Raw genomic sequence first — 13,058 nt, forward strand, 5'->3', positions numbered from 1 at the left:
CCTATTGCCACTTTATTTTTCTTTGAAAATAATGAATCCATGAGCGGTTATTTTCATGCTTGGGTGGCGAGTAAAAGCTTACTCATGGATGTTTTTTGTGCGTAAAATGAGAAAGTACAATGGATCCGCGCCACCTTTGAAGCGAAGCGCCATATTTTTTTGATTAGAAAGGGATCGATCATGAGAATCTTATTTATCGGCGATGTCGTCGGTTCGCCAGGGCAAAAAATGGTCGAGCATTATTTGCCGAAATTAAAAGAAAAACACCGTCCCGATATCGTCATCATCAACGGTGAAAATGCCGCCGGCGGGAAAGGGATCACCGAGCCGATTTACCGGGCGTTTTTGGCCCAAGGAGCCCATGTTGTGACATTAGGCAACCATGCGTGGGACAAGCGTGATATTTTTGAATTCATCGATCAGGCGAAGGCGCTCATCCGCCCGGCGAACTATCCGCCCGGCACACCGGGAAAAGGCATCGTCTACGTGCCGACCGAGCAAGGGGAGGCGGCGGTCATCAACTTGCAAGGGCGGACGTTTTTGCCGGCGATTGACTGTCCGTTTCAAAAAGCGGATGAATTGATTGCCGCTGCCTCGACGCGCACGTCGGTCATCATTGTTGATTTTCACGCTGAGGCGACAAGCGAAAAACAGGCGATGGGCTGGCACTTGGATGGGCGCGTGTCGGCCGTCATCGGCACGCATACGCACGTTCAGACGGCGGACAATCGCATTTTGCCGAAGGGTACGGCGTACATTACCGATGTCGGCATGACCGGCCCGTATGACGGCATTTTAGGGGTTGACCGCGACGCGGTGCTGCGCAAATTTTTAACCGGACTGCCGGTCCGGTTCGGCGTCAAGGAAGGACGAAGCCAGCTGAACGCGGTGCTTGTCGATGTTGATGGAAAAAGCGGGCGTGCGCTTGGCATTGAACGGTTGATCATTAATGACGACCACCCATATTTTGAATAATCGTTTCTTTAAAAAATTTTAAAAACAAGCTTCTCCTCAGCAGGAATAGTTGTCGAAACAGTGAATATAGTTACAGTGAAGACATTTTACCGTAATCTATTTTTCAAGGGGACGAGGGAGGAGCTAGAAATGGAAATATTAAAAGTTTCAGCAAAGTCGAATCCGAACTCTGTAGCCGGTGCACTTGCCGGGGTGCTGCGCGAGCGCGGCGCGGCGGAAATTCAGGCGATCGGTGCAGGTGCATTGAACCAAGCCGTTAAGGCAGTAGCGATCGCACGAGGGTTTGTGGCACCAAGCGGCATGGACTTGATTTGCATTCCGGCGTTTACCGATATTATTATTGACGGAGAAGAGCGGACCGCCATTAAATTAATCGTCGAACCTCGTTAACTCGATGATGAGTCAATGGTAAAATATAACCTGTTGGCGCCTTCGCTGTAGAAGGCAGGCAGGTTATTTTTGCTTTTTTAAGGGGGAAAACGAATGATTTTCGATGTCCACTGTGATGCGCTCATGAAGCTATGGCAAGACCGGTCGTTGTCGTTTCACGATGGGGCGCCGCTTCATGTCACCTTTTCTGGCATGGCGGAAGCGGGAATAAAAGTGCAATGTTTTGCCATTTACGTGCCGGAAACCGTGCCGGAAGAAGCCCGGTTCACAGCGGCATTGGAGATGGTGGACATTTTCTTTGCCCGCATCGTCGAGGCGTTCCCGTCCGTCAAGTTTGTGCGGACGAAGCAGGATATCGCCGCACTGAAAGAAGGGGAAATTGGCGCGATGTTGACGCTCGAAGGATGCGACGCCATCGGTGCCAACCTTGTCAAGTTAAAGACGCTTCTTCGCCTCGGCGTCGCTTCTGTCGGCCTGACGTGGAACTTTCCAAACGCCGTCGCCGACGGGGCGTGGGAGAAGCGCGGCGCCGGCTTGACCGCGTTTGGCCGGCAAGTCGTCGAGCTGCTCAATGAAACAAAGCGGTGGGTCGATGTGTCCCATTTGTCGGAAAGAGCGTTTTGGGATGTGATCGAAACAGCCTGTTTTCCGATCGCTTCTCATTCGAACGCCCATCGCCTCTGCCCGCATCCGCGCAATCTGACGGACGAGCAGCTGAAAGCGCTGATTGAAAAAGACGGGATGATTGGCATCAATTTTGTCCCGTACTTTTTAACGAAGGACAAACGGAGAGCAACGATCGCCGATGTGCTTCGCCATCTTGACCATGTATGTGCGCTCGGAGGGGAAAACAACGTCGGGTTCGGCTCCGACTTTGACGGCATTACGGAAACGGTTTCCGGTCTTGAAACGGTGAAGCAATACGACCAGCTCGTCAATGAGTTGTACAAGCATTACTCCGCCGAACAAGCATCCCGCTTTTTATTCGGCAACTTCTACGCCCATTTACCGGAGTGACGAATATCACGGAGTATCGGATCTGCGTATCCTAAAATATATAGATGCAATTTGAAGATTTACCATTTGCAGCTTTTATCGACTGTCAGGCGACCGAACAACGCCGCTTTACAGACCCATATATGGGTCTGTGAAGCAGGTGGTTGTTCGGTCTTCCGTCACGCCTTGGCGTGACGGGGCAAGCCATAGGCTTGCCTTCGACAGTCGAAAATGGACAAACCGCTTTTCCGTCAAGGATATGTTAAACTTCTTCGTTGCATCTATCCTGAAAATACCCGAACTCCAAAATGTGTAAAGTTGTAAAATTCAACATAGAGGTCTTTTCATCCTTCCGATGGTGACGAAATTTTTTTGTCATGGGAGTCTATATAGAAGACAGGGCATCCGCGGTGCCGGCTGAAAAAGGCGTTCAAAATGATAGTTTCCTTGTCAGAAAAGTGGTACAATAGTAGCGAAAGGCTGGAGTGAATATGAAGGGGTGTAAGCATGATCGAACAGCTGTCATGGAAGGTGGGCGGCCAGCAAGGGGAAGGAATTGAAAGTACAGGAGAAATTTTTTCCACAGCGCTGAACCGCCTCGGATATTACTTATATGGATACCGTCATTTTTCTTCACGCATCAAAGGGGGTCATACGAACAACAAAATCCGCGTCAGCACGAAGCCGGTGCGGGCGGTCGCAGACGATTTGGACATCTTGGTGGCGTTCGACCAAGAGACGATTGACTTCAACTTTCACGAGCTGCACAGCGGCGGCATCGTCATGGCGGACGCCAAGTTCAATCCGGTCATTCCGGAGCGGGAAGGGGTCGTCCTTTATGCCGTTCCGTTTACTGATATCGCCACAAGCCTTGGCAACTCGCTCATGAAAAACATGGTTGCCATCGGCGCGACGAGTGCAGTGCTCGGATTGGATCCGGCCGTGTTCGAAAGCGTTGTCGCCGACACGTTTGGCCGCAAAGGGGCGCAAGTCGTCGAGAAAAACATGGAAGCGATCCGCGCCGGAGCCGAATATATGAAAGAGCTGTTGGGCGGGCGCGTCGAACCTATGAAACTGGCAAAAGCGGACGGCAAACAGCGGATGTTCATGATCGGCAACGACGCGATCGCCTTGGGCGCCTTGGCCGGCGGGGCGCGCTTTATGGCGGCGTATCCGATCACCCCCGCCTCGGAAATTATGGAGTATTTAATTAAAAAGCTTCCGGATCTCGGCGGCACGGTCATCCAAACAGAAGACGAAATCGCCGCCTGCACGATGGCGATCGGCGCCAACTACGCCGGCGCCCGGGCGTTCACCGCTTCCGCTGGTCCGGGTCTGTCGCTCATGGCTGAAGCGATCGGCTTAGCCGGAATGACAGAAACGCCGCTTGTTGTGGTTGACACGCAGCGCGGCGGCCCGAGCACCGGCTTGCCGACGAAGCAAGAACAATCGGACTTGCTTGCGATGATTTACGGCACGCACGGGGAAATCCCGAAAATCGTCATGGCGCCAAGCACGGTTGAAGAAGCGTTTTATGACATGGCAGAAGCGTTCAACTTGGCTGAAGAATATCAGTGTCCGGTCATTTTCTTGTCGGATTTGCAGCTGTCGCTCGGCAAACAAACGGTCGAGCCGCTTGATTACGACCGGATCGAGATTCGCCGCGGCAAACTCGTCAGCGAGGAATTGCCGCCGCTTCCGGGCAAAGACAACTTCAAACGATATGAGGTGACGCCGGACGGCATTTCGCCGCGGGTGCTGCCGGGAACGAAACACGGCATCCACCACGTCACCGGGGTCGAGCATGCCGAAACGGGCCGCCCGTCGGAAACGGCAGCGAACCGCCGGACGCAAATGGAAAAGCGGCTGCGCAAACTCGAGCACATCCACTTCCCGACGCCGGTGCACAAACAACTCCGCCACGAAGAACCGGATTTGCTCCTTGTTGGCTTTTTATCGACGCGCGGAGCGATTGAGGAAGCGATCGAACGCCTCGAGCAGGACGGTGTTAAAGTCAACCATGCGCACATCCGCCTGCTTCATCCGTTCCCGGTTGACGACGTGCGGCCGCTTGTCGAAAAAGCGAAGCGGGTCGTCGTCGTTGAGCAAAACGCGACCGGGCAATTGGCAAGCTTGTTGAAAATGCATGTCGGGCATGCGGACAAAATCGCCAGCGTCTTGAAATTTGACGGCAATCCGTTTTTGCCGGGCGATGTCTATACTAAATGCAAGGAGTTGTTAGCACAATGGCCACCTTTAAAGATTTCCGCAATGACGTGAAGCCAAACTGGTGTCCGGGCTGCGGCGACTTTTCCGTTCAGGCCGCCATTCAGCGCGCCGCTGCCAACCTCGGTTTGGAGCCGCACCAACTCGCTGTCATTTCCGGGATCGGCTGCTCCGGCCGCATTTCCGGCTACATTCATTCCTATGGGTTTCACGGCACGCACGGCCGCGCCTTGCCGCTCGCCCAAGGGGTGAAAATGGCGAACCGCAACTTGACGGTCATCGCCGCCGGCGGCGACGGTGATGGGTTTGCGATCGGCATGGGGCATACGGTTCATGCCATTCGCCGCAACATTGACATCACGTATATCGTCATGGACAACCAAATTTACGGGCTGACAAAAGGCCAAACATCGCCTCGCAGCGCCACCGGGTTTCAAACGAAAAGTACGCCGCAAGGGTCGATCGAGCCGGCGTTGTCGCCGCTTGAAATCGCGTTAAGCGCCGGAGCGACGTTTGTGGCGCAAAGCTTTTCAAGCGACCTAAAAGAGTTGACAAGCTTAATTGAAGAAGGCATCAAACATAAAGGATTTTCCCTCATTAACGTCTTCAGCCCGTGCGTCACGTACAATAAAGTCAACACGTACGAATGGTTTAAAGAGCGGCTGGTGAAAGTGAGCGACATTGAAGGGTACGACCCGTCCGACCGGGCGATGGCGATGCAGACGGTGATGAAATACGACGGGCTTGTCACCGGGCTCATTTACCAAAATAAAGAGCAAAAATCATACCAAGAACTCGTCCCGGGCTACCGTGATACACCGCTTACTGAAGCCGATTTGAAATTGAGCAAAGAAAAGTTTGCCGAGCTTGTAGCAGAGTTTATGTAACATATAGAAAGATTGGAAGTGATTCACACTCGATGGGGGGCTTGCCTCATCGGGCGTTTTTTGTTATCATGACGTGTTCCGGACATCCGGAATAAATCCCATTGTGTTTCATGACGGTTGACGCTATACTATGGTAGTGTGTGATGGAAGAAATTTGCGAGGAAGGCGGGCGGCCAACAAAGCGCCTGCGATCTACATTATTACGAATGAGGAAAGGAGATTGCGATGAACGAAAAACAACGGTTGGAACAAACAGCGCAAATTGAGACGGCAAGCCATCCAGCGGACAGAAAATCCGCCTTGGACCGGCTGAAGGAAAAAACGACGAAAGACTACGAGAAATATTTCACGAAAGTGTTTTTGCCGCCGAATTTGAAAGAAGCGAAAAAGCGCGGCAAAGAGGAAGTTCAATATGTAAAAGACTTTGCGATTCCGGACGAGTTCCGCGGCATGGGGCGCGGGCGGAAGTTTTACATCCGCACATACGGCTGCCAGATGAACGAACATGATACGGAAGTGATGGCCGGCATTTTCATGGCGCTCGGCTATGAGCCGACCGACCGTCCGGAAGAGGCAAACGTCATTTTGCTCAACACGTGCGCGATCCGTGAAAACGCGGAAAACAAAGTGTTCGGCGAGCTCGGCTACTTAAAGCCGCTCAAAACGACCAATCCGGACTTGCTTCTTGGCGTGTGCGGCTGTATGTCGCAAGAAGAAGCGGTCGTTAATAAAATTTTAAAGCAATACCAATATGTTGATATGATTTTCGGCACGCACAACATCCATCGACTTCCTTACATTTTGCATGAAGCATATATGTCAAAAGAAATGGTTGTCGAGGTGTGGTCGAAAGAAGGCGACGTTGTCGAAAACTTGCCGAAAGCGCGAAAAGGCCGCATTAAAGCATGGGTCAATATTATGTACGGCTGTGACAAGTTTTGCACGTATTGCATCGTTCCGTATACGCGCGGCAAGGAGCGAAGCCGCCGTCCGGAAGACATCATCCAAGAAGTGCGCCAGCTCGCCGCCCAAGGCTATAAAGAAATCACGCTGCTTGGGCAAAACGTCAACGCTTACGGGAAAGACTTCACCGACATCCAGTACGGCCTTGGCGATTTAATGGATGAGCTGCGCAAAATTGACATTGCCCGCATCCGCTTCACAACGAGCCATCCGCGCGACTTTGACGACCGGCTCATCGAAGTGCTCGCCAAACGCGGCAACTTGGTTGAGCATATCCATCTGCCGGTGCAATCGGGCAGCACAGAAATTTTAAAAATGATGGGCCGCAAATATACGCGCGAGGAGTACTTGGAGCTCGTCCGCAAAATTAAAGCCGCCATTCCGGACGTCGCGTTGACGACGGACATCATCGTCGGCTTCCCGAACGAGACGGACGAGCAGTTTGAAGAAACGCTGTCGCTTTACCGCGAAGTGGAGTTTGATTCAGCGTATACGTTCATTTACTCGCCGCGCGAAGGCACGCCGGCGGCGAACATGAAGGACAACGTGCCGATGGAAGTGAAAAAAGAGCGGCTCAAGCGGCTCAACGACCTTGTTCAAGAAATCGCGGCCAAGAAAATGAAGCAATACGAAGGCCAAGTCGTCGAAGTGCTCGTCGAAGGCGAAAGCAAAACGAACCCGGACGTGCTGGCCGGCTACACACGCAAAAACAAGCTCGTCCACTTCGTCGGCCCCAAATCGCTCATTGGCCAATTGGTCAACGTGCGCATTACAGAAGCGAAAACGTGGACGCTGACGGGCGAATTCGTGAATGAAGCGATCGAGGTGAACTGATATGGCGAAATATACGCGGGATGAAGTGCTGGCGCAGGCGAAGCAGTTGGCGAAAATGATCGCCGAAACCGAGGAAGTCGACTTTTTCAAACGAGCGGAGGAAAAAATCCACCAAAATGAAAAAGTGCGCACATTGATCAACGAACTAAAATCGCTGCAAAAACAAGCCGTCAACTTGCAACACTACGGCAAACATGAGGCGCTCAAGCAGGTCGAGGCCAAAATTGACGCCATTTACGAGCAGCTCGAACAAATTCCGATCGTGGGCGAGTTCCAGCAGTCGCAAGCTGAGGTGAACGACCTGCTTCAGCTCGTCGCCTCGACGATTTCGAATACGGTGACCGATGAAATTCTCGCTTCGACGGGCGGCGATGTGCTGCGCGGCGAAACAGGTGCTGCCCTTCGCTACAACAAGCACGGCGGCTGCCATTAATGGCATGCGGCTCAAAAGCGTCCTTCGGGGCGCTTTTTTTCTTATGGGCGCGCTCTCCCTTCCCCCAAACCGCGGGCGGCTGCCTGGCGGCAAAAAAGAAGGCACATCGAACGGAGCAGGCGCATACAATGAACTATACGGAATAATGATTCATTTGCTGTGCACATTAGCGGAGATGGCGCATAGGATGAAATGAAGATTCATTTGAGGAGGGTTCCGTTCGATGTCTGAATACAGAGAAATTATTACGAAAGCCGTTGTTGGCAAAGGCCGCAAGTTTACACAATCGACCCATACGGTGACGGCGCCGAACCGCCCGTCAAGCATTCTTGGCTGCTGGATCATCAACCACCGTTATGAAGCGAAAAAATGCGATAAAACGGTCGAAATTCACGGCCATTATGACATCAACGTCTGGTATTCGTACAACCACAATACAAAAACCGAAGTCGTCACCGAAACGGTGTCGTATACGGACGTCGTCAAATTAAAATATCGCGACAAAGATCATTTAATCAGCGATGACACCGATGTCATCGTCCGCGTCATCCAGCAGCCGAACTGCCTCGAATGCACGATTTCGCCAAACGGCAATAAAATCGTTGTCGATGTTGAGCGGGAGTTTGTCGCCGAAGTGATCGGCGAAACGAAGGTGTGCGTTGCCATCAATCCGGAAGGATGCGGCAAGGACGACGATTTTTGCGACGAGGATGACCTTGATGAAGAATTAGAAGATTTAAGCCCAGATTTGCTGCTTGGCGAAGAAGAATAAAACTAGGAAATTTCTTTCCTAGTTTTTTCTTTTGCCGCTTGTTATAATAGTAGCGCAATCAACGAGCCTTCGGGCCGAAAAGGTTGGGGAGAAGCGATGCCATCGTACACACCGATGATCCAGCAATATTTGCACATTAAAGCGCAATATCCGGACGCGTTTTTATTTTTCCGGCTTGGCGATTTTTACGAACTGTTTTTTGACGACGCCATCAAGGCGGCGCAAGAGCTGGAAATTACATTAACAAGCCGCGACGGCGGCGATGAACGGGTGCCGATGTGCGGGGTGCCGTACCATTCGGCGCAAGGATATATTGAACAGTTAATCGAAAAGGGATATAAAGTCGCCATTTGCGAACAAGTCGAAGACCCGAAAACGGCCAAAGGCGTCGTTCGCCGCGAAGTGGTGCAGCTCATCACCCCAGGGACGCTCATGGAAGGCAAAGGGCTCACCGAGAAGGAAAATCACTACTTGGCGGCGCTCACGCCGTTTGCTGATGGTACATACGGATTGGCTTACGCCGATTTGTCGACCGGCGAGATTCGGCTTACGCTTCTTTCTTCGTGGGAGGAAACGGCAAACGAATTGCACGCCGTTGGAGCGCGGGAGATCATCGTTGCCACAGACAGCGGCGAAGAGTGGGTGCGCGAGCTGAAAGAGCGGTACGGGGCGGCGGTCTCTTATGAGGACGACACATCGCTATGCGACGAATGGAACGGCGTCATCGGCCATGTGGTGCAAGAAAAGCTGCGGCAGGCCGCAGCCCGTTTGCTTCATTACCTCGTCCGCACGCAAAAGCGGCGGCTCGATCATTTGCAGCCGGCTGAGTTGTATCAAGTTGACCACTATATGAAAATGGACCGACATTCCAAGCTGCATTTGGAATTGGTCGAAACGGTGCGGTCAAAAGGAAGGAAAGGCTCGTTGTTATGGCTTTTGGATGAAACGGTGACAGCGATGGGCGGGCGGCTCTTAAAACAATGGCTGGACCGGCCGCTCATTGATCGGCGCGAAATCGAACGGCGCCTCGATTTTGTGGAAACGTTGAAAACGAGCTATTTTGAACGGCAGGAGCTGCGCGACAGGCTGCGCGGCGTTTACGACATTGAGCGCCTTGTCGGCCGTGTCTCCTACGGCAACGCCAATGCCCGCGATCTCGTGCAGCTGAAAAAGTCGCTTCTTCAAGTGCCGGCGCTCCGTCAGACGGTCGGCGCGCTGCCGCTCGCTGAAGCGGACAAGCTGTGCGAGCGCCTTGACCCGTGCGAAGAGCTCGTCGATTTGCTCGAGCGCTCGATTCAAGAACAGCCGCCGCTTTCCGTCAAAGAAGGGAACCTCATCAAAGACGGGTATGACAAGCAGCTCGATCGCTACCGCGATGCGAGCCGCAACGGCAAAGCGTGGATCGCTGAACTTGAGGCGAAAGAGCGGGAAGCGACCGGCATCAAATCGCTCAAAGTCGGCTACAACCGAGTGTTTGGCTACTATATTGAAGTGACAAAGCCCAATCTCCCCCTTGTTCCGGAAGGACGTTACGAGCGGAAGCAGACGCTCGCCAACGCCGAGCGGTTTATCACCCCGGAGTTGAAGGAAAAAGAGGCGCTCATTTTGGAGGCGGAAGAAAAAAGCATCGAACTCGAATATGAACTGTTTGTCGCCATTCGCGAGCAGGTGAAGCAATACATCCCGCGCCTGCAGACGTTGGCGAAAGCCATTGCCGAGCTTGATGTGCTTCAATCATTCGCAACGATCAGCGACGAGTATCGCTACGTGCGTCCGCAGTTTTCCACGGAGCGCGTCTTGGTGATTCAAGGCGGCCGCCACCCGGTTGTCGAAAAAGTGCTCGGCGCGCAAATGTACGTGCCGAATGACTGCTACATGAACCGCGAGCGGGAAATGCTGCTCATCACTGGACCGAACATGGCTGGAAAAAGCACGTACATGCGGCAAGTGGCGCTCACCGCCGTCATGGCGCAAATCGGCTGTTTCGTTCCCGCCGAGCGGGCGGTGCTGCCCATTTTTGACCAAGTGTTCACCCGCATCGGCGCCGCTGACGACCTGTCGGCAGGGCAAAGCACGTTTATGGTCGAGATGCTCGAAGCGCGCCGCGCCATCGCTCATGCGACGCAAAACAGCCTCATTTTGTTTGATGAAATCGGGCGCGGCACATCGACGTACGACGGCATGGCGCTCGCCCAGGCGATCATTGAGTACATTCACGACCATATCGGCGCGAAAACACTATTTAGCACCCACTACCATGAACTCACCGCCTTGGAGCGTTCGCTCCCGCGGCTTTCGAACGTCCATGCCCGCGCCATCGAGGAAAACGGCAAAGTCGTCTTTTTGCATCAAATCGCCGACGGGCCGGCCGACAAGAGCTACGGCATTCACGTCGCCGAACTGGCCGGGCTGCCGGCTTCGCTCATTGAACGCGCGCGGTCCATTTTAGCGGAACTGGAGAAAGCGGCGGGAAAACAGGAAGCCGCCGCAGGCAGGATGGACGATGGCGCTTTGGCGGAAGCGGGTTTGGCTTTTCAGGGGAACGAAGCGTTAGACGTCGGCAGCAAGGTTGAGCGCGAGAAGGCCTCCCGTCCGTCAGCCGGCGCGGCGCGGGATGGCGTTTTGGCGGAAGCGGCGTTTGAGCAGCTGAGCATGTTTCCTGACCTTGCCCCGGCGCCTGTGGAGCCGCCGCTTTCAAGCAAAGAGAAAAAGGCGCTCGCGGCGCTGAAAGAGATCAATTTGCTCGAGATGACGCCGCTTGAGGCGCTCAACAAACTGTATGAACTGCAAAAGCTCCTCAAGTAAAGGAGCATTCCCGTTAGGAGCTTTTCCGGGGACTTGATCAAAAAAAGCCCTCTTGGTATGATGCAGGGGTGTCAACCACATCACTCACCATACCAAGGAGGACTTCAGATGAATTGTACACAAAACTATAAAATTGATCAAGTAACCGAACAAACGCTTGTCGTGGGTATTGATATCGCGAAACGAACCCACTACGCCTGCTTCGTGGATGACCGGGGGCGCGTGCTTCGCAAGTCGTTCCCGATCTTCCAGTCGAAAGAGGGGTTTCAGCAGCTGTATAAAGCGATTCAGGAGGCGATGCAAGCGTTTGGGAAGTCAGAGGTGATCGTCGCSGTGGAGCCGACCGGGCACTACTGGTTGAACCTGGCCTACTTCCTCGAGGAGCACGGGATCCCGTTGGTCATGGTCAACCCGGCGCATGTGTGCCGGTCGAAAGAACTTGATGACAACCTGCCGACGAAACACGACGCCAAAGACGCCCTGGTCATTGCCAGACTGGCAAAAGACGGACGATTCCTCGTTCCCCGGCTGCTGCACGAGATTGAAGCCGATTTGCGCGTGGGGAGCACGCTCAAAGAGAAGCTCCGCAAGGAACAGACGGCGGTGAAAAACGCGATCGTCCGCTGGACGGATCGGTATTTTCCAGAGTTTTGGACCGTGTTTCGTGACTTGGGGAAAACGGCGCTTTCGGTGTTGGAGTGGACGCCGCTTCCGGCTGATATGGCCGGCCGGACGGTGGAGGAGCTTCTTGAGGTGTACCGGCAAAGCGAAGGGATGAAATGCCCGCAGAAGGCCAAAATTCAGGCGTTGATCAACACCGCGAAGGACTCGATTGGGGTGACGGAAGGGACAGCGATGGCCCGGTTTGAGATCGCCGCGCTCGTCCGCCGATACCGCCAATTGGAGGCGGAGATCGCTGCACTGGACGCCGAGTTGAAGGCATTGGTTCAAACGACGATGGAGTACCAATGGTTGAAAACGGTCGACGGGTTGGGAGACGCCACGATCATCGATCTGCTGGCGGAGATCGGCAGCTTCGCCCATTATCGGGACCCGCGCCAATTGGTGAAGTTGGCGGGCCTGACGCTCAAGGAGAACTCCTCCGGCCAGCGCAAAGGGCAAAAGCACATCTCCAAACGGGGACGGAAACGGCTGCGCTCGGTGCTGTTTCGGGCGATGATTCCGCTGATTCGGCAYAACGAGGCGTTTCGCGAGCTGCATGAGTATTATACGACCCGATCCGTCAATCCGCTGACCGGAAAGCAGTCCATCGTCGCCTTGTGCCGGAAGCTGTTGAATGTGCTGTTTGCGATTTGTACGAAGAAACAAGCGTTTGACGCGGAGCGAATGAAACAGGACGTCTTGTCCCAGGTGCAACGGGCGGCCTAAGGCCTCCCCCTGCGAACGGAAGAATCGTTGGACAACGAGATGACACCGGAGAAGCTGGCGTGATTTTATCCATTCGACCTTGAGTCCCCAAAGGAGCTTGGCCGGCCTCCGCCTGATGACGAGACCGAACGAGGGAATGTTGGCGCGAAGACGCCCGGAGACATGGGAGGGTTCGTCCTCATCAGCGACGCGGAGATCCAAAGGGTGCATCGAATACGCTTCCCCCACGGCAGGAAAATATAACCAGCCGTGGCCGCGAAGCGCACCCTAGGTCTGTAAGATATCCACAAAACTGAAAAAGGATGTAAGAGATTTTGTCGAAAAATATTTTTTGGACACCCCTGAGGGGCCGAAAAGCCTTGATAAATCAACATTTCTAGAGGGAGGA

The 13,058-nt window shown here is 53.7% G+C and carries 10 protein-coding genes; all 10 read left to right on the forward strand.

From position 1 onward, the window contains the following. The first annotated feature begins 180 nt into the window (after positions 1 to 180). The 10 genes from AP057_RS07700 to AP057_RS07745 all read left to right on the forward strand — a co-directional run bounded on the left by AP057_RS07700 (position 181) and on the right by AP057_RS07745 (position 12,670). Positions 181 to 975, forward strand: a complete 795-nt coding sequence (locus tag AP057_RS07700; protein ID WP_033017459.1) for a TIGR00282 family metallophosphoesterase — start codon at positions 181 to 183, stop codon at positions 973 to 975. Positions 976 to 1,104: 129 nt separating this feature from the next. Beyond that, positions 1,105 to 1,365, forward strand: coding sequence for a stage V sporulation protein SpoVS (gene spoVS, locus AP057_RS07705; RefSeq protein WP_003251598.1), 261 nt, complete (start codon positions 1,105 to 1,107; stop codon positions 1,363 to 1,365). 93 nt (positions 1,366 to 1,458) lie between these two features. Continuing rightward, positions 1,459 to 2,382 (forward strand): dipeptidase, encoded by a 924-nt coding sequence (locus AP057_RS07710; RefSeq protein ID WP_033017458.1) that lies wholly within the window; start codon positions 1,459 to 1,461, stop codon positions 2,380 to 2,382. Between the two features lie 486 nt (positions 2,383 to 2,868). Continuing rightward, positions 2,869 to 4,641, forward strand: coding sequence for a 2-oxoacid:acceptor oxidoreductase subunit alpha (locus AP057_RS07715; protein WP_055358436.1), 1,773 nt, complete (start codon positions 2,869 to 2,871; stop codon positions 4,639 to 4,641). Next, the gene (locus AP057_RS07720; protein ID WP_055358437.1) at positions 4,608 to 5,474 is read left to right on the forward strand and encodes a 2-oxoacid:ferredoxin oxidoreductase subunit beta; all 867 of its coding nucleotides are present in this window, start codon (positions 4,608 to 4,610) and stop codon (positions 5,472 to 5,474) included. Before AP057_RS07715 ends, AP057_RS07720 begins: the two co-directional genes overlap by 34 nt. A 225-nt stretch (positions 5,475 to 5,699) precedes the next feature. Beyond that, positions 5,700 to 7,271, forward strand: coding sequence for a tRNA (N6-isopentenyl adenosine(37)-C2)-methylthiotransferase MiaB (gene miaB, locus AP057_RS07725; RefSeq protein WP_050368533.1), 1,572 nt, complete (start codon positions 5,700 to 5,702; stop codon positions 7,269 to 7,271). Position 7,272: 1 nt separating this feature from the next. Continuing rightward, positions 7,273 to 7,704, forward strand: coding sequence for a RicAFT regulatory complex protein RicA family protein (locus AP057_RS07730; RefSeq protein ID WP_033012165.1), 432 nt, complete (start codon positions 7,273 to 7,275; stop codon positions 7,702 to 7,704). Between the two features lie 223 nt (positions 7,705 to 7,927). After that, complete coding sequence (locus AP057_RS07735; RefSeq protein ID WP_015374452.1) at positions 7,928 to 8,476, forward strand: outer spore coat protein CotE; 549 nt, start codon at positions 7,928 to 7,930, stop codon at positions 8,474 to 8,476. A gap of 96 nt (positions 8,477 to 8,572) precedes the next feature. Further along, on the forward strand, positions 8,573 to 11,281 hold the full coding sequence (gene mutS, locus AP057_RS07740; RefSeq protein ID WP_055358438.1) for a DNA mismatch repair protein MutS: 2,709 nt from the start codon (positions 8,573 to 8,575) through the stop codon (positions 11,279 to 11,281). 108 nt (positions 11,282 to 11,389) lie between these two features. Further along, on the forward strand, positions 11,390 to 12,670 hold the full coding sequence (locus tag AP057_RS07745; protein WP_055358439.1) for an IS110 family transposase: 1,281 nt from the start codon (positions 11,390 to 11,392) through the stop codon (positions 12,668 to 12,670). Positions 12,671 to 13,058 lie beyond the last annotated feature (388 nt).

It is taken from the genome of Geobacillus sp. Sah69 (assembly GCF_001414205.1).
Taxonomy (GTDB): domain Bacteria; phylum Bacillota; class Bacilli; order Bacillales; family Anoxybacillaceae; genus Geobacillus; species Geobacillus stearothermophilus.